The sequence below is a fragment of the Cupriavidus basilensis genome, assembly GCF_000832305.1.
Lineage (GTDB): Bacteria > Pseudomonadota > Gammaproteobacteria > Burkholderiales > Burkholderiaceae > Cupriavidus > Cupriavidus basilensis_F.
Genome location: NZ_CP010536.1, coordinates 2,730,972 through 2,747,417, shown reverse-complemented (window position 1 = coordinate 2,747,417; position 16,446 = coordinate 2,730,972). Strand labels below are relative to the sequence as shown.

At 65.5% G+C, this 16,446-nt stretch carries 16 protein-coding genes; 11 read left to right on the top strand and 5 right to left on the bottom strand.

All coding sequences use genetic code 11. The features are described from left to right. The first annotated feature begins 42 nt into the window (after positions 1-42). Both RR42_RS12795 and RR42_RS12790 read left to right on the top strand, forming a co-directional pair. Complete coding sequence (locus RR42_RS12795) at positions 43-1,131, top strand: enoyl-CoA hydratase/isomerase family protein (RefSeq protein WP_043347303.1); 1,089 nt, start codon at positions 43-45, stop codon at positions 1,129-1,131. 130 nt (positions 1,132-1,261) lie between these two features. Beyond that, entirely contained in the window at positions 1,262-1,822 is a 561-nt protein-coding gene (locus RR42_RS12790) for an NADPH-dependent FMN reductase (RefSeq protein WP_043352043.1), read from the top strand. A 130-nt stretch (positions 1,823-1,952) separates the two neighbouring features. Here RR42_RS12790 and RR42_RS12785 read toward each other — a convergent pair whose 3' ends face one another. The 4 genes from RR42_RS12785 to RR42_RS12770 all read right to left on the bottom strand — a co-directional run bounded on the left by RR42_RS12785 (position 1,953) and on the right by RR42_RS12770 (position 3,288). Then, the gene (locus tag RR42_RS12785; protein WP_043352041.1) at positions 1,953-2,171 is read right to left on the bottom strand and encodes a hypothetical protein; all 219 of its coding nucleotides are present in this window, start codon (positions 2,169-2,171) and stop codon (positions 1,953-1,955) included. A 179-nt stretch (positions 2,172-2,350) separates the two neighbouring features. Next, a complete protein-coding gene (locus tag RR42_RS12780; protein WP_043347301.1) occupies positions 2,351-2,614 on the bottom strand; it encodes a hypothetical protein in 264 nt (87 codons plus the stop codon). Positions 2,615-2,714: 100 nt separating this feature from the next. Then, positions 2,715-2,972, bottom strand: a complete 258-nt coding sequence (locus RR42_RS12775) for a hypothetical protein (protein ID WP_043347300.1) — start codon at positions 2,970-2,972, stop codon at positions 2,715-2,717. A 58-nt stretch (positions 2,973-3,030) separates the two neighbouring features. Next, positions 3,031-3,288, bottom strand: coding sequence for a hypothetical protein (locus RR42_RS12770; RefSeq protein ID WP_043347289.1), 258 nt, complete (start codon positions 3,286-3,288; stop codon positions 3,031-3,033). Between the two features lie 433 nt (positions 3,289-3,721). Here RR42_RS12770 and RR42_RS12765 point away from each other — a divergent pair, with 433 nt between their 5' ends. Then, positions 3,722-5,803, top strand: a complete 2,082-nt coding sequence (locus RR42_RS12765) for a serine/threonine-protein kinase (protein WP_043347299.1) — start codon at positions 3,722-3,724, stop codon at positions 5,801-5,803. Between the two features lie 18 nt (positions 5,804-5,821). Here the strand turns inward: RR42_RS12765 and RR42_RS12760 are convergent, their stop codons facing one another. Further along, positions 5,822-7,822, bottom strand: coding sequence for an SUMF1/EgtB/PvdO family nonheme iron enzyme (locus RR42_RS12760; protein WP_052494619.1), 2,001 nt, complete (start codon positions 7,820-7,822; stop codon positions 5,822-5,824). Between the two features lie 422 nt (positions 7,823-8,244). Here RR42_RS12760 and RR42_RS12755 point away from each other — a divergent pair, with 422 nt between their 5' ends. The 8 genes from RR42_RS12755 (at position 8,245) to RR42_RS12720 (ending at position 16,338) form a co-directional block, all read left to right on the top strand. Continuing rightward, the gene (locus RR42_RS12755) at positions 8,245-8,670 is read left to right on the top strand and encodes a DUF4399 domain-containing protein (protein ID WP_043347295.1); all 426 of its coding nucleotides are present in this window, start codon (positions 8,245-8,247) and stop codon (positions 8,668-8,670) included. Positions 8,671-8,714: 44 nt separating this feature from the next. Beyond that, positions 8,715-9,155: a DUF4399 domain-containing protein gene (locus tag RR42_RS12750; protein ID WP_043347291.1), complete on the top strand. Its 441-nt coding sequence runs from the start codon at positions 8,715-8,717 to the stop codon at positions 9,153-9,155. A 418-nt stretch (positions 9,156-9,573) separates the two neighbouring features. Next, positions 9,574-9,831, top strand: coding sequence for a hypothetical protein (locus RR42_RS12745; protein WP_043347289.1), 258 nt, complete (start codon positions 9,574-9,576; stop codon positions 9,829-9,831). Positions 9,832-9,889: 58 nt separating this feature from the next. Continuing rightward, complete coding sequence (locus RR42_RS12740; protein WP_043347286.1) at positions 9,890-10,147, top strand: hypothetical protein; 258 nt, start codon at positions 9,890-9,892, stop codon at positions 10,145-10,147. A 58-nt stretch (positions 10,148-10,205) separates the two neighbouring features. Further along, complete coding sequence (locus RR42_RS12735) at positions 10,206-10,466, top strand: hypothetical protein (protein WP_043347283.1); 261 nt, start codon at positions 10,206-10,208, stop codon at positions 10,464-10,466. 267 nt (positions 10,467-10,733) lie between these two features. Further along, entirely contained in the window at positions 10,734-12,173 is a 1,440-nt protein-coding gene (locus RR42_RS12730; protein ID WP_236702045.1) for an efflux transporter outer membrane subunit, read from the top strand. Between the two features lie 216 nt (positions 12,174-12,389). After that, positions 12,390-14,987, top strand: coding sequence for an FHA domain-containing protein (locus RR42_RS12725; RefSeq protein WP_043347281.1), 2,598 nt, complete (start codon positions 12,390-12,392; stop codon positions 14,985-14,987). Further along, positions 14,956-16,338: an HlyD family efflux transporter periplasmic adaptor subunit gene (locus RR42_RS12720; RefSeq protein ID WP_043347278.1), complete on the top strand. Its 1,383-nt coding sequence runs from the start codon at positions 14,956-14,958 to the stop codon at positions 16,336-16,338. The genes RR42_RS12725 and RR42_RS12720 overlap by 32 nt, the downstream gene beginning before the upstream one ends. The last annotated feature ends 108 nt before the right edge of the window (positions 16,339-16,446 follow it).

Here is a 16,446-nt window from a genome sequence, read left to right as displayed (position 1 = left end):
GCTGGTGTAAAGTTGCGGGTTGCATTCGCGGAGAAGAGAGACATGACTGACTTGGTCACAAGCGAGATACAGGGTCGCATCGAGGGTGGCATCGGCTACCTGACGCTGAACCGGCCCCAGGCGCTCAACGCACTGTCGCTCGAGATGATTCGCGCCATCACCCAGGCGCTCAACGCATGGGCGGTGGCGCCCGAAGTGGCGGCCGTAGTCATCGCCGGCGCGGGCGGCAAGGCTTTTTGCGCCGGAGGCGACATCCGCTTCTTCCACAAGGCCGCGCTCGCCGGCGATCCGGCGCTCGATCAGTTCTTCGTCGAGGAATACGCGCTCAATCACTTGATCCATACCTACGCCAAGCCTTACATCGCGCTGATGGACGGCGTGGTGATGGGCGGCGGCATGGGTATCTCGCAAGGCGCACGCCGCCGTCTGGTGACCGAGCGGACCAAGATGGCAATGCCGGAGACCAATATCGGCTTGTTCCCGGACGTGGGCGGCGGCTGGTTCCTGTCGCGCACGCCCGGTCGCCTGGGTGAATACCTGGGCCTGACCGGCGCCATGATTCATGCTGCTGACGCGCTGTACGCAGGCCTGGCGGATGCCTATCTGCCGGGCAATGCCATGGCGGAGCTGGTGGAGGTGCTGCGCGCACGTCAGTTTGCCGATGGCGACGCCGTGCTCGCTTGCGTCGACGAGGCCACCGCGGCGCACCGCGCCGCCTGCCCGCCGGGCGAAAGCCAGCTGGCCAAGCTGCAGGAAGAGATCGATGGCCTGTTTGCCGGCGCCTCGGTGACCGGGATCGTGGCAGCGGTGAGCGATGCCGGCTCCGACTGGGCCGCGCAGACGGCGGCCATGCTGCGCACGCGCTCGCCGCTGATGCTCAACGTCACGCTGGAGCAGATCCGCCGCGCCCGCACCATGGCGCTGAACGACGAGCTGCGTATGGAGCTGGACATGATGTACCACGTGTTCCGCCACGGCGACGGCGTCGAAGGCATTCGCGCGCTGGCGGTCGACAAGGACCACGCGCCGAAGTGGCAGCCCGCGCGTCTCGATGAGGTCACCCGCGAGCGCGTGCACGCGTTTTTCGACAGCCCCTGGGCGCACGGCGAGCATCCGCTGGCGGCGCTGTAGGCTGGCGACTGGCGGTTCCTTTCGCGCAAATGGATTAGAGTGACGCTTGGACCGGCCGCCGCTGCGCAGCAATGCGGCGCGCGAGCCGGCTCCGTCCACCCATGGTGCCGTGAACGAAAAAGGAATCGCGATGAGTACTCCACGTGATGTAGCCGTATTGGTAGGCAGCCTGCGCAAGGACTCCTTCAACCGCAAGCTGGCACTCGCGCTCGCCGCGATGGCGCCGGCCGGGCTCAAGCTCGACATCGTCGAAATCGGCCAGTTGCCGCTGTACAACCAGGACGAGGACGCCAGCCCGCCCGCGCCATGGGTCGCCTTTCGCGACCGCATCCGGTGCGCCGACGCGGTGCTCTTCGTGACACCCGAGTACAACCGCTCGGTGCCGGCCGCGCTCAAGAACGCCATCGACGTCGGCTCGCGCCCCTACGGCCAGAGCGCCTGGGACGGCAAGCCCGGCGGCGTCATCAGCGCCTCGCCCGGCGCCGTCGGCGGCTTCGGCGCCAATCACCACCTGCGTCAGTCGCTCGTCTTCCTCAATATCCCGGTCCTCCAGCAACCGGAAGCCTATATCAGCGGCGTTGACAAGCTCTTCGACGAGCAGGGCGGCATCGCCAACGAGTCCACCCGTGGATTCCTGGGCAAGTACCTGGCGACCTATGCCGCCTGGATCGAGCGCAACGCGGCTCGTTGATCGGCAATGCAACCGCCGAAGTAACCGCCAAAGTTCTCAAAACCCACCTCCCAAAAGCACTGACGCCCGTTGCCGACAGGGCAACGGGCGCGGAGGGCAGAGTATCGCTGCCTTGCGCTTCTGATTCGACTTACTTGCGCTTGATGTCCCCGGCCGGCCGCGACTGCGTGCCTGCCAGCGGTTGGCCTGGAAAGCCCTCCGGATAGCTGATGACGCGCAAGGCTCCCCCGAGCTTGCGCTGCGTCCATGCATGACCGGCGCGCGTTCTCGCGCCGCCTGTGATTGCCACCATGGCTTCTCTGTCGAGATCCACGCTGTCCGGCAAATCCTTGATGACGATGACGGCCATGACTTCCTCCTGCAGGGTGGCGAAGGCCGGCTCGGCCGGGGTTCGCCGGGTGGGTGCGCGCGATGCGGCAGGCCCGGCCAGATCAGTATAGGCCACGGGTTTTACCTCCGGGGCGGTGCCAGTTCGTGCGCAACAGCCGTGGAAACCCTTGGGTTTCCACGGAGCGGGGCGCATCTCGCTCAGACCGCGGCGTGGGTAGCGGCCCACTGCGACGGGTTGACGTCGATGCTCAGCGGGCCGAAGCCGGAGCCGATCACGCCGACGTTGTTGAGCGTGTTCACGTTGATGCTCTGCAACTGGGCGATGTTCTGGTTGACGTTGACATTGACGTTGGCCACCGGGCCCAGTCCTTGCAACCAGGAATTGCCGCCGCGCACCGCGGCCAGGGACTTGCTGTCGAGGTCTTGGGTCAGGGCGAGGTCGCGCACGATGATGGATGACATGATGGTTCTCCTAGACTTCACTTGACTTGATTGCTGGAAATGGCGGGTACTGGCTGGCAGCGGAGGCGGCGGGGCCGCCTCTTGCCGGTGCCGGGACCATTCAATAAATGTTGTTGGTGGCGTTCTGGGTCGACGTCACGTGGGACTTGATGTCGGCGGCAAAGGCCGTGTTGTTGCCGTTCATGTTCACGACGTTCTGGGTCTGGCCGATCAGCTGCGAAGCATTGAAGGTCGAGTCGATCTTGGTCAGGCTGAAGACAGGCATGAAGGGCACGAAGCCGCCGCGCACGGCGCGCATGGCGCGGGTGTCGAGTTCTTCGGTGACGGACAGGTCCTTGATGGCGAGGGTGGTAGTCATGGCAGTTCTCCGGGGTATTCAGTGGATTGCGAATTCGGCTTGGGGCGTGGCCCGCGGCTTAGTAGATGTTGTTGGTGGCGTTCTGGGTCGACGTCACGTGGGACTTGATGTCGGCCACGAAGGCGGCGTTGTTGCCGTTCATGTTCACGACGTTCTGGGTCTGGCCAATGAGCTGCGAGGCGTTGAAGGTCGAGTCGAGCTTGACCGAGCTGAAGACGGGCATGAAGGGCACGAAGCCGCCGCGCACGGCGCGCATGGCGCGGGTGTCGAGTTCTTCGGTGACCGGCAGGTCCTTGATGGCGAGGGTGGTAGTCATGGCAGTTCTCCTTGGGAGCGATTGGGACTTTGGTTCATTTGGGTTGAGCATCTGTGCTGCGCTCGGGAGGTACAAACGCATGGAGTGTGCCAAGGCGGGCCATGTCATCGCAGATTGCCCGCAAACGCAGGCTGGGCCTGGGGAGAGAATTTATCGGACCGGAAAAGACGTGCCAGCGGGCGGTTCGGGGTGGCCTGGATCTGATGGGTGGCGGCCAACACAACAACACAGGGTGTTCGCGCATGTGCGACAGGTAGTGGCTCTTGCGGCGCCATCGTGCCGCTGGCGTGGCTTGCCGGCGTTGATGCAAAGCACGAGGGGTTTGCGATTGGCGTGAGTGCGCACTAGTATCCATCGTGGGCAGGTACTCGCTGTAGACGGGCGAGTGGGCGCTCAATGCGCAACTTCGCGCAATCACGTCGTGGCTGCATCGATGCCTAGCATTCCAGACCTGATACGTACCTTCCAAAGCGGTGGTCTGTCGCACGACGAACTGTTGGCCCGCATCGACAGCACCTTGGCCGTGGACCAGGCAAGCGCCACGCAGCTAGCGGACATGCTCAGCGAGGAGAACACCCGCTTCCCGCTGCCGCCTGGCGTTTATGAAGAGGTGTTGCGGCGCATCGAGCGCCGCGGGGCAACCCAGTTCGAGGATGGCGGCGAGGAAACCCGCGTGCAGACTGGCCGCGCCGGCATGGCGTCCGCGCCTTCCTTGCCATCGCAAGCGCCCGCGAGCGATCAGGCGATTGGCGGGGCGGAGCAGACCAAAGGGGTGGGCGATACCTTGAATGGCCGCTTCGTGCTGGAGGAGTGCCTGGGCGTGGGCGGCATGGGGACGGTCTACAAGGCGCTCGACCTGCGCAAGCTCGAGGCCTCGGACCGCAAGCCGTACATCGCCATCAAGGTCCTCAATGTGCAGTTCCGCGGTCATCCGAAATCGCTGATCGCGCTGCAGCGCGAGGCGCGCAAGGCGCAGACGCTGGCGCACCGCAACATCGTGACGGTCTATGACTTCGACCGCGATGGCTCGGTGGTTTACCTGACCATGGAGTACCTGTCGGGCAAGTCGCTCAATCGTGTCTTGCGCGCGCCAGACTTCGCCGGCATGCCTTACGCCAAGGCGCTGCCGATCATCACCGGCATGGGCCGGGCCTTGTCCTATGCGCACGAGCGCGGCTTTGTCCACTGCGACTTCAAGCCCGCCAATGTCTTCCTCACCGATAGCGGCGAAGTGAAGGTGATCGATTTCGGCATCGCGCGCGTTTTCCAGCAACCGGCGGACGACGCGGACCCGACCGTGTTCGACCCCGGCACGCTCGGCGGCATGACCCCCGCCTATGCCAGCCCCGAGATGTTCGAGCATCGCGAGCCGGATCCGCGCGACGACATCTACGCGCTGGCCTGCGTGACCTATGAACTGCTGACTGGAAGGCACCCCTATGAGCGGCTGTCGGCCAACCAGGCGCGCGGCGCCGGCCTCAAGCCACAGCGCCCCAAGGTGCTCAGCCGCGGGCAGTGGCGCGCACTGCGCGCGGCGCTGTCTTTCGATCGCGCGACACGCACGCCTACCGTGGCGCGTTTCCTGGCCGACATGGGCACCGAGCGCCACGGTGGCATGCCAATGGCCAAGCTGGGCGCCGCGTCCGTGGCCGGCGTGCTGCTGGCCGGCGGGCTGGGTTACTACGTGTGGCGCGCGCGCACCACGCAGGAGGGGCAGCAGCCTGCGGCGCAATCCGCGTCAAGCGCGGTGGTATCGGCCCCCCCCCAAGCCGCAGTGACGCCATCCGCCACGCCGGGGGCGCCGCCGTCGGCGCAACCGAGCGAGGAAGCCCGGCGCGAGCGCGCGCTCTCCATGCAGGCCGTGACGCCGGTGCTGGCACGCGCGCCTTGCTCGCTGCTGTCGGCCACCGGGCAGGACCACGCACTTCAGGTGCGTGGCTACGTGGCGGAGCGCTTTGGCATCAAGCGCCTGAAAGAGGAGCTGAGCGCGGTGCCCGGCGTGCAGACGCTGAACCTGGACGTGCAGGCGCTGGGTGATGACAAGTGCGACGTGGTCAAGCTGATCTCGCCTTACTGGTCGGGGCGCCGCAGCGCAACCGCGCTGACCACGATCCGCACCCGGGCGCCCGGCGCGCAACTCACGGAGGGAACGCCACTGATCGTGGATATCACCACGCCGCCTTACGACACCTATGTCTACGTCGACTACTACATGGCCGATGGCAAGGTCGTGCATATGGTGCCAAGCCAGCGCGCCAAGGCCAACCAGGCACCCGCCAGCTACACCGCTGCCGTGGGCAGCCTCGGGGACTGGGTGATCTCGAAGCCGTTCGGCACGGAGCTGATCGTGCTGATCACTACGCCTGCGGCCCTGTTCGACGCGTTGCGCCCCGAGTCGGAGTCCAGGCAGGACTACCTGCGCGCGCTCGACAGGCAGCTGGGCCCGATGGCGGCGAAGCACGGAGAAAGCCACATCGGTGCCGACATGGTGCAGATATCCACCAACCCGCGCTAGCCAGGCAAGGCGCAGCGGCTACTTCAGGTCCCGCACGACGCGAAAGCCGTTTTGCGACTGGCGTACGCTCGCGCTGTACTTGAAGCGGGTGGAGGAGAGCATGTAGCTCGCGCCTTCACGCCATGAGCCGCCACGGATCACGCGCACGCCGCAGCCGGGCTCGTCCCAGGCGCGTCCGTCGGCAGGCGCGTTCTTGTAGGAGATGTGCCAGCAGTCGGCGACCCATTCCCACACGCTGCCGTTCATGTCGTGGAGGCCGTAGCCATTGGCGGCAAAGGAGCCGACGTTGGCGGGCGCGTCGGCATTCCACGGTTCGCCGCAGTCCTTGCAGTTGGCCGTGCCTTTGCGCATCTGGTCGCCCCACCAGTAGAGTGTCGCGGTGCCGCCCCGGGCGGCGTACTCCCACTCGGCTTCGGTTGGCAGGCGGTAGTGCTTGCCGCTGACCTTGCTCAGCCAGGCGACGTACTGCTGGGCATCGTCCCAGCTCACATCGCGCACGGGGGCGTTCCTCGGCGCGTTGGCGACGGTGGCGATGCGCTGGCATGCCCCCGCATCAGCGCAGGCCCCCCATTGTTCCACCGTGACTTCGTACTTGCCGATCGCGAAGGGCTGGCCGATGGTGACGTGATGCGGCGGCTTCTCGGTCGGGTCACCGCCGTTGCTGCCCATGATGAAGCTGCCCGCCGGCAGGCTGTGCAGCACGGGACAGCCCGGGCAGTCCTTGACCTCGACTGGCTTGATCTCGACTATCACGGCGCCGGCCGCGGCAGTTCGTTGCGTGGTGGGTACGCTCGCGGTCGGGGCGGGCGGCGCGGATGCGGCAGGCGCGGTTGGTGACGGCGCGGCGGGCGGCGCCTGCACCTTGCCGGACTGCGCGCGCGCGGGCGGCGGCGTGACGGCGCCTTGCGCGGTGGCTTGCCCGGCTGAGGCGCCTGGCGTGCGAGCACGCTCCGCAGGCGCCCCGGCCTGCGGCCCGGCCGCGCGCAGCCGCTCGATCCTGGCGCGCGCCAGCGGCGCGAAGCGGCCGTTCGGATAGGCCTTAAGGTAGGCCTCGTAGTCACTTGCGAAATTGCTGTTCTTGATGGAGTCCCAGAAGCTGAGCTCGTACTGCTCGTCGCTGTCCTTGGGAAGGATGCCGCGATGCTGCGCAAGGATCGGCGGATCGGCTTGACTTCGTGCGGGCGTGAAGGCTGCGTTGTCGTTGTCCTTTTCGCTGGAGGCCGCAGTGTTTGCCGCGAACCGGAGCGGGGCGGGTAAAGACGATGATATCCACGGTTGCTGCCGCCGCCCGGTATTCTGGCTCACGATTTCACCAGCCCGGAGCAGGGCGGCCTCGGCATCAAGGCCGGGCATGCGCATCGTACGCAGTAAGGCGGCGGTGAACGCACCGTGCCGCGCCCCCTCGGCCGCCACGGCGCCGGGGGCCGTGGCATAGGCGATCAGCGTGTTGGCGGGGGCGGAGGGTGGCTTGACGGCACTGCCGCGATAGGGGTTGTCCAGGCAGCTATCGAGGATTACCACGTTAAGCATGTCCGGCCTTGGCGCCGACATGCTGGCCAGTACGGCGTCAAGCGCGGTGCCCGCGGTGAGCAAGCGGCCAGGTGCACGGCTGCCGGCATCGACGGGAATCATCACCGGGGTGTCCGCGACCTCGATGCCGTGCCCCGCGAAATAGAACAACCCCGTGCCGCCCGCCTGCAGGCGCTGCTGGAATTCGGCAAGCGCGCGCGCCATGCCTTCCCGGTCCAGGTTCTCGCGGAGCGTGACGTCGAAGCCGAGCGCGGCCAAGGTGCGGCGCATTGCCCGGGCGTCATTGGCGGCGTTGGGCAGTGGCTCGTCCACATAGGCGCCGTTGCCGATGACCAGGGCGAGGCGCCTGCCCGGAGCGCTCGCGGGGGCGGCGGCCGGGTGCTTTGTTGCTTGGAGGGGGAGGGGGAGGGTTGGCGTGTCGATGCCGGCTTCGGCGCGCACGGCCGCAGCCAACCCGAGCAGGCACACGACAAGGAATTTTCGCCACATATGCAGGCCTTGTTCGTACGGCGCCGAAGTGCATCGGCGGTCCACGTGCCAACGGCGTGACGCGGCACGCGAGAGCGATGATGCCCGGCCATCACCTGGCCGGCCCGCCTTGTCCTTTGCGCTCACAGGATGCAGCGCTAGCGGCACTGGGCTGGCTCAATCAACCATAGCACAGCGATTGTGAATCCGGAGGTGCTTCGCAACACCGGGTGGCGTAGCAAGCTCACAGCCGCGCGGCGCCTACGCGGCGCAGGGTCTCGCCAAGTATCTTTTTGCCGTTTTCCGTTCTAAGCTGAATGACGAAATTGGATGACGAAATGCAGCGCGCCGGCCTGAAGCCAATCAACGAATCGGCCAAAAGCCGAGTACCAATAGCAAGAATTCACCGCGTTTCGAGACAAGCTGTTCGGGAGGGCTAACGTATGCACAGACGAACCGTGCTAGGCACATTGGCAGCGTCGCTGCTGGCTCCGTTGCCTTCGATCTCGTTGTCCACGACATCCCCACCCAATGCCGAGGTCTACATCATCTGGCCGCCCGACGGCGCCGTGATCGATGGCGGCAAATTCTGGGTGCGCATGGGCCTGCGCAATATGGGGATCGCCCCCAAGGGCGTCGACATGGCCAACGTCGGCCACCACCACCTGTTGATCGACACGGACCTGCCGCCCATGGACAAGGAGATTCCGAATGACCGGAACCACCTGCACTTCGGCGCTGGCGAGACCGAGGCGCGGATCGAGTTGCCGCCGGGCAAGCACACCTTGCAGTTGCTGCTCGGCGACAAGGATCACAAGCCCCACGATCCGCCGATCTACTCCAGGAAGATCACCATCACCGTTCGATAAGGCCCCGGGCCGCCTTGCCGGCGGCACGATACGGGAGACAGTCCATGCGTAAGCTCATTCCGGCTGCTGCGCTCGCCGCCAGCCTGCTTCTGATCGGTGGCATGCCGAGCAGCGCAATCGCGGACGCCACGCCCGCGCCCGCCCATGCCTACCTGTACATCGGCTTTCCCAACAACAACCAGGTCCTGCCGGCGGGCAAGCCGATCAAGGTGTGGTTCGGGCTGCGCGGCATGGGTGTCGCGCCGCGCGGCGTGAAATTTCCAAACAGCGGCCATCATCATCTGCTGATCGATACCGATCTGCCGCCCATGGACAAGGAAATCCCAAACGACCGCAACCATCTGCATTTCGGCGCCGGCGAGACGGAGACCACGATCGAGCTGCCGCCGGGCAAACATACCTTGCAACTGCTGATGGCCGACGACAAGCACATTCCGCACAACCCGCCGATCTACTCCAAGAAGATCACGATCTACGTGAAGTAACGCCGATCGTTCATTCAGGTTCGCGCTTTTTTCGCGGTGCCGCATCACGAGCGCCGTGCGCGCATCGCTGCTGATCTTATTGCGCGCACGGCCAGGCGGCGCTCGCTGCACAACTCCCCCGTGACTTCATTGCAGCGGCCGCGCGCGTCGCACGGGGCGATCGTTTGTCGTCAGCGAGCAAACACATGGTGTCTGTTGTGTTGGCCGCCACCCATCAGATCCAGGCCACCCCGAACCGCCCGCTGGCACGTCTTTTCCGGTCCGATAAATTCTCTCCCCAGGCCCAGCCTGCGTTTGCGGGCGATCTGCGATGACATGGCCCGCCTTGGCACACTCCATGCGTTTGTACCTCCCGAGCGCAGCACAGATGCTCAACCCAAATGAACCAAAGTCCCAATCGCTCCCAAGGAGAACTGCCATGACTACCACCCTCGCCATCAAGGACCTGCCGGTCACCGAAGAACTCGACACCCGCGCCATGCGCGCCGTGCGCGGCGGCTTCGTGCCCTTCATGCCCGTCTTCAGCTCGGTCAAGCTCGACTCGACCTTCAACGCCTCGCAGCTCATTGGCCAGACCCAGAACGTCGTGAACATGAACGGCAACAACGCCGCCTTCGTGGCCGACATCAAGTCCCACGTGACGTCGACCCAGAACGCCACCAACAACATCTACTAAGCCGCGGGCCACGCCCCAAGCCGAATTCGCAATCCACTGAATACCCCGGAGAACTGCCATGACTACCACCCTCGCCATCAAGGACCTGTCCGTCACCGAAGAACTCGACACCCGCGCCATGCGCGCCGTGCGCGGCGGCTTCGTGCCCTTCATGCCCGTCTTCAGCCTGACCAAGATCGACTCGACCTTCAATGCTTCGCAGCTGATCGGCCAGACCCAGAACGTCGTGAACATGAACGGCAACAACACGGCCTTTGCCGACGATATCAAGTCCCACGTGACGTCGACCCAGAACGCCACCAACAACATCTACTAAGCCGCGGGCCACGCCCCAAGCCGAATTCGCAATCCACTGAATACCCCGGAGAACTGCCATGACTACCACCCTCGCCATCAAGGACCTGTCCGTCAACGAAGAACTCGACACCCGCGCCATGCGCGCCGTGCGCGGCGGTTTCGTGCCCTTCATGCCCGTCTTCAGCGCGGTCAAGATCGACTCGACCTTCAATGCCCAGCAGCTGATCGGGCAGACGCAAAACGTCGTCAACATGAACGGCAACAACACGGCCTTTGCCGACGACATCAAGTCCCACGTGAGCTCAACGCAGAACGCAGAGAACAACATCTATCGTTGAAGCCACCGCCGCCCTCCCGGCGTGCCGGGCAGGGCGGCCCTTTTCTTGCCGCAGGGCCTCTATTTACAGGTTGGATCGCGCCGCTAGCGGATACACAATGCATGCATGGCGTGTTGATGGCGCGGCTCCTTTGCATCCGGGCCGTGACTGACCCGGCGCAACTGGCGCTGGCGATGTGGTTGACGGGGGCCGGTGCCCGCCGTGGCCTCTTCTCCCCGCCGGCGCTCGCAGGAGGCGATCGTGCCAGACCATTCCACCCCGTTCATCGTGCATGGTGCGCGCGCCGCGTTGCGGCGATGCCTGGTGGCAGGCGCCTGCCTGCTGGTACTGGCCGCTTGCGCCGACTTTCGTCCGCCGGTGTACCAGCGGCCCGAAACGCCGGCCAAGCCGGACTGGGCGCGCCAGGGATCGATCACGGTTTCGCCGGCGGAAACGATCGTGCCGAACTGGTGGCAGGCGTTCCGGGATCCGTACCTCGACGGACTGGTCGACAAGGCGATTGCGGGGAACTACGACATCAAGGTGCTGGCCGCACGCATCAAGGTAGCGGGCGCGCAGATTGCCGAGGTCAAGGCCGGCGCGCTGCCGGTCTTTGACGTGGGGGCAGGGGCAAGCTTCGAGAAGAGCACAGGCACGTCGCTCGTCAAGACCTACAACCTCGGCACCCAGGTCAACTGGGACATCGATATCTGGGGCAAGGTGGAGAAGGGTGTGCAGGCCCAGACCGCCGAGTTCAACGCGACCGAAGCGGATTGGCGTGCCGGCTACCTCACCCTGGTCTCGGATGTGTCCACCACCTACTTCCAGATACTGCAGTTCGACGAACAGATCGATCAGCAGAGCAAGACGCTAGCGAGGAACAAGCAGATCCTCGCCACCTACCAGGCCATGTTCCAGAACGGCCTGATTCCGAAAATCCGCGTGATGCAGCAGCAAGCCGAGATCAACAGGCTCACCAAGGACCTGCTGGAGCTTCGCCGCTCGCGCGATATTTCCGAGAATGCGCTGGCCACGCTGGTGGGTGTGCCGGCTGGCGTGTTCAAGGTGCCGGCCGGGCGACTGCAGGAGCGCGTTCAACTGCCGACGGTGCCGGCGGGGCTGCCGTCGCAATTGCTCTCGCGGCGCCCTGACATTGTGGCGGCGGAGTATCGCGTGCTTGAGTCCGTCAACCTGGTCGGCCAGGCGCGCCTGGCGCAGCTGCCCAGCGTCAGCCTGACGGGCCGCGGCGGCACTGCGAGTTTCGCGCTGAGCGACCTGCTGAAGTCCTTCACCTTCGGCTTCATGCCGAGCATCAATCTGCCCATGCTGGACCCGGGCGTTCGTGCCCGGGTGAAGACCAGCGAGGCCCAGACCAAGGTCGCCGAGAGCGAATACGGCCGCACCGTGATTACAGCATTCGAGGAAGTGGAGAACGCGCTGGTCAACGTCGACGCGCACAAGAAGCAGCGCGTGGAACTGCAGCAGCAGGTTGCGCAATTGCGCGTGGTGTCGGCGCAGATCGAGGCCCAGCTGAAGGAAGGCGTGGTGTCCCAGCTCGATGTATTCGAGACCGAGCGATCGCTGCTGAGCGCGCAACAGGAATTGTTGGCCAACCACCAACAGATCCTGGCCGACACTGTCACCCTCTACAAGGCACTTGGGGGCGGTTGGCCAAGCACCGAGGTGAGCAATGCACCGAAAGAGACGTCGCAGCAGGTCTCGAAGTAGGGGGCTGCAACCCGTTGCGCACGAGAAGCCGGGTACGCCCGGCAAGGCGCGAAGTACGCCACCGGCGGACGTTTGACTACGGGCAAGCGTGGCCTACTATGTCCTTAGTCAACACGTTCACGACGCAGCGGGCCGCACCGGCTCGCGCCGTCGCCATGAAACATGGCTTGCCGCTGGCGCACGCGTCGTGGCACGCGCTGTTGGTGGTATCGAAACATGGCTCCAGACGAAGCTCTGATTGTCGAGATGCGGGCGAAGGTGGGGCAGGCGTTCGATATCGTGCTCGAGCCCATCTCCGACCCTGAGCTCGGCGAGATCCGCATCGACGAGAGCCTGTTCGCCGTAGGCCGCGCGGAAGCGCCTTTCGCTGCATACCCGCCCGATACGGCCGCAGTGCTCTCGCGCCGTCATGCGCGCATCTTCTCCGAGCATGGCGCGGTCTATATCGCTGACCTGGGCAGCAAGAACGGCACCACCGTCAATGGCGCGGCCGTGGCACAGCAGCCGGCCAGGCTGCGCGATGGCGATGAACTGCGCTTCGGCACGGCGCTGTCCTACCTGGTGCGGCTACGCGCTCGCGCGCCGGTCCAGGCGGCAAGCCGGGCGCCGATAGTGCTGACGCTCGTGCCCGAGCGCGACGATCTTGGGCTGCAGCCGATTGAGGTGGCTGGCTTCCCCTTCCTGATCAGCAAGGCGGATGCGTCTTTCTCCCGTTACAAGGAGAAGTATCCGCACCAGGTCAACTATGTCTCGCGCCGCCATGCGCACATCTTCCTGAGAGGGAACGATCCATTTGTCGAAGACCTTGGCAGTACCAACGGGACCTTCGTCAACGGCAAGCGGGTAGATGAGCATGCGGTCGCACTCGGCGAGAGCGACCTTCTTGCGTTTGGTGGCAATCATTTTGTCTATCGGGTTGGCATATGCAACGGGGCCGCCGCCGAGGCAACCCTCACCAGCGCGATCCTGCCGCCGTGCGATGCCGCCGAATTGCCTGCCCGGGACCAGGCGGCTCCTCTCTCTGCCCCGTCGGCCCCGTCGGCTCCGGCACCCGCCGCAGCGCCAACACCCGGCACGCCGGCGCACGATCCCGATAAGACCACGTTTGTCGCCGCGGCTGGCTCCTTCCTGGATATTTTCTGCGTCGACTATGCCGCCCAGCAGGAGGATGAGGTCAATCAGGAGGCATTGCCCCAGCCGGAAGGCGACGGCGGCGCGACGGACAAGCCGCGCGCGCAGGGCAAGTTCGCGCTGGTCATGGGCAGGCTAGGCAGCAGCTTTGGCGCTTCGGAGCGCGCTGGCCTGAAGCGCGCGGCGCGCTGGGGCGGTGCCGTTGCCGTGGCGGTCGTGGCGTTGCTGCTCTTCCTGTACTTGCGCGGCGCGCCCGAGCGCGAGATGCGGTCCTTGATGGCCGGCGGCGACTATGCCCGCGCCGCTGCCGTGGCCGGCGCGTATCTGGAGCGCCACCCGGATCATGCGCAGTTCCGCGCGATGGGTACCGAGGCGCTGCTGCGCGACCAGGTGCCGGGATGGATCGGCAAGCTGCAGGCGCGCGACTTCAATGGCGCCGAAACGGCGCTTGCGCATATGAAGACGCTCGGTGCGCACAATGCCGACGCGCGCGGCGTGCTGGATGAACTCGACTGGATCGGCCGGCTGAACCGCTTCGTGGCCGGCCGGGGCGGCGTGGATGCGCCGATCCGCATCTTCACCGATGAAGCGGGCATGCGTGCGCTGCTCAAGCACTGGAATGACGACACGCCCGCGCACCAGCGCGCGCTGGACCGCATTGCCGCCTATGTGCCGCAATTCAGGGAGCCCTATGCCGATGCGCTCAGCTATGTGCGCAAGCTGCAGAGCGACGACTCGGTCTATCTGGCAGCCATCGACCGCTTGAATGCGTCGCTGGCCACCGGGTTGGCGAGCGAGCATCCTGAAGCGCTGCAGGCCGTGCTGGCGGACTACGCGGAGAAGTATCCAAGGCTCGCCGGCATGGATCGCATCAAGGAAGACCTGCAGCAGTACATTGCGCTGGACGGCGCGGCGCGCGCAGCCACGCTAGGCCCGCTGATGGCCCAGATGGCCAAGGTCAGCTTTTCCACGCCGCCCTTCCAGGCGCGCTTTCGCGAATTGGCAGCCAGCCGCTTGCCGACGCCGGAACTGGTGCGGCAGTACGCCGAGGTGGACAAGGCCTGGCGCGCAGGGGACAGCGCCAAGGCGTTCGCCGGGCTGCAAGCGATAAAGACGGGGCCGTGGGCCGAGGCCGCGGCCAAGGACCTTGCGCGCAAGCAGGCCGTCGCCGCGCAGTTTGCCGAGTTGCAGAAGGCGCACGGCGGCAAGGGCTATGAGGACGACTTGCTGTCGTTCTACGCCATGCTCGATCCCGTCGAGGATGTCTATTTCCTACATGCTGTCGAGCCTGATGTGGCGGCGATACACGATGCGGCGATCCGGCGTGCGCAGGAACTGATGAACGCCGCGCTTGCGTCGTGGCGCCAGTATCGCCGCGATGGCGCCATCGGCGGCGAGCAGCGGCTGGAGTCCGATATCTCCGCCAAGTTCCGCGCGCAGGCACGCCTGCTGTCCAACGCCAGCGCGCAGGCGCGCCAGGGCATGCGCATCTACGCGCAGTTGAAGGTAGGCGATACGGCGCAATGGAGCCAGGTCCGGGAGGATATCGATTCGGAGACGGAGCTGCAGCGGCGTTCCCTGCAGGAATTGCGCATGGTGCTGAGCCCTGCGCTGCTCAAGTCCAAGCTGGCATTGATTGGAGGGGAGGGTGATGAAGGACGACAGCCGAGACAATCGCCTTAAGCCGCTGTCCGAGGCGCTTGAGGACCACAGTGCTGAGGGCATCGCCATTCTCAGCGCGGAGCCCTGGAAACTGATGCAGATCTCCGTGCTGGTCATGGTGTCGCTGGTCGTCTGTGCACTGGTCTGGTCGTTCGTGGGCCATGCGGATGTGATCGTGTCCGCGGACGGCACCCTTGCCCCGGAGTCCGAAGTGCGGCGGTTCTATGCGCCGGTGGACGGGGAGCTGGCGGATCTCTATGTGGCCGAGGGCCAGCCGGTGAACAAGGACGACGTGCTGGCGCGCCTGAATGCGCGTGGTGCGATCGAGGCCGCCACCAATGCGCTGGAGGCGCAGCTCAAGCTGCAGGATTCCGAGCGGGAGTGGAAGCAGTTTCCCGACAAGAAGCTGTTGATGGAGCGCAAGGCGGCAGCGTTGAAGCAGCAGATCGATGTGGCGGAACGCCTGCACGAGAATCGCACGGCGGAGGGCACGACCCGGCTCGCGGAACAACAGCGGGCACAATTGCAGCAGGCGCGCAGCAACCTGGACAGCGCACGTCGGACGCGTGAATTCGCGCGCCAGGAGCAGGACCGCTATGCCCGCTTGTTTGCGCTGCCGGGCGGCGGCGGGGTCTCGCAGTCACAGGTGGAGGGCAAGCGGATTGCGGCTGTCGAGGCGGAGAACGCGCTGCAGATTGCCCAGTCGCGGCTGGCCGAACTGGATTCCAAGCTGAGCCAGGAATTCAACCAGGCTACCGTGCAGCTCGAAGGCAGCAGCCAGGAGTTGACCAACCTGCGCATCCAGTACGACGCCGCGCTGCGCGAGATGGCCAATACGGAAGACAAGCTGCGCCTGCAGGTGCAGACCGCGCGGCTGGTTGCCGAGGCGGCGGCGCGCATCCGTTTCGAGAATATCGACAAGGACAACTTCCTGCTGATCCTGGCGCCCGTGGCGGGCGTGATCACCGATGTCAGCTCCACGCAGCGCGGTGACAAGGTCCTGGCCAATGCGCCATTGGGCGGCATCGCGCCAAAGAATGCACGCCCCGTGCTCAAGATCGAGATTGCCGAGCGTGATCGCGCCTTCCTGCGCGAGGGCTTGCCCGTCAAGCTGAAATTCAACGCTTTTCCCTACCAGCGCTATGGCTTGATTGCCGGCACGCTCGAGTACATCTCGCCAGCGACCAAGCTGGCGGGGCCGAACAAGCAGCCGGTGTACGAGGGGCGCGTCCGGCTGGCGCAAGACTACTACACGGTGGCGGACAACAAATACCCGCTGCGCTACGGCATGACCGCGACGGCGGAAATCGTGGTGCGCGAGCGGCGCCTGATTGACCTGGGGCTGGATCCGTTCCGGCAGGTGGCGGGCTGAAGCCAGCGGATGGCGGCGACGCTTGGAAGGTAGTTGGAGACGCATCGGCGGCCCGCACCTGTGTGCGGGTGGATTTTGGCGAATGGGAAACAATCAAGGAGCTGACGA

What these genes read in the sequence shown, in the direction of transcription:
- RR42_RS12795 (WP_043347303.1), top strand. Translation starts at nt 43, where the DNA reads ATGACTGACTTGGTCACAAGCGAGATACAGGGTCGCATCGAGGGTGGC.
- RR42_RS12790 (WP_043352043.1), top strand. Translation starts at nt 1,262, where the DNA reads ATGAGTACTCCACGTGATGTAGCCGTATTGGTAGGCAGCCTGCGCAAG.
- RR42_RS12785 (WP_043352041.1), bottom strand. Translation starts at nt 2,171, where the DNA reads ATGGCCGTCATCGTCATCAAGGATTTGCCGGACAGCGTGGATCTCGAC.
- RR42_RS12780 (WP_043347301.1), bottom strand. Translation starts at nt 2,614, where the DNA reads ATGTCATCCATCATCGTGCGCGACCTCGCCCTGACCCAAGACCTCGAC.
- RR42_RS12775 (WP_043347300.1), bottom strand. Translation starts at nt 2,972, where the DNA reads ATGACTACCACCCTCGCCATCAAGGACCTGTCCGTCACCGAAGAACTC.
- RR42_RS12770 (WP_043347289.1), bottom strand. Translation starts at nt 3,288, where the DNA reads ATGACTACCACCCTCGCCATCAAGGACCTGCCGGTCACCGAAGAACTC.
- RR42_RS12765 (WP_043347299.1), top strand. Translation starts at nt 3,722, where the DNA reads ATGCCTAGCATTCCAGACCTGATACGTACCTTCCAAAGCGGTGGTCTG.
- RR42_RS12760 (WP_052494619.1), bottom strand. Translation starts at nt 7,822, where the DNA reads ATGTGGCGAAAATTCCTTGTCGTGTGCCTGCTCGGGTTGGCTGCGGCC.
- RR42_RS12755 (WP_043347295.1), top strand. Translation starts at nt 8,245, where the DNA reads ATGCACAGACGAACCGTGCTAGGCACATTGGCAGCGTCGCTGCTGGCT.
- RR42_RS12750 (WP_043347291.1), top strand. Translation starts at nt 8,715, where the DNA reads ATGCGTAAGCTCATTCCGGCTGCTGCGCTCGCCGCCAGCCTGCTTCTG.
- RR42_RS12745 (WP_043347289.1), top strand. Translation starts at nt 9,574, where the DNA reads ATGACTACCACCCTCGCCATCAAGGACCTGCCGGTCACCGAAGAACTC.
- RR42_RS12740 (WP_043347286.1), top strand. Translation starts at nt 9,890, where the DNA reads ATGACTACCACCCTCGCCATCAAGGACCTGTCCGTCACCGAAGAACTC.
- RR42_RS12735 (WP_043347283.1), top strand. Translation starts at nt 10,206, where the DNA reads ATGACTACCACCCTCGCCATCAAGGACCTGTCCGTCAACGAAGAACTC.
- RR42_RS12725 (WP_043347281.1), top strand. Translation starts at nt 12,390, where the DNA reads ATGGCTCCAGACGAAGCTCTGATTGTCGAGATGCGGGCGAAGGTGGGG.
- RR42_RS12720 (WP_043347278.1), top strand. Translation starts at nt 14,956, where the DNA reads ATGAAGGACGACAGCCGAGACAATCGCCTTAAGCCGCTGTCCGAGGCG.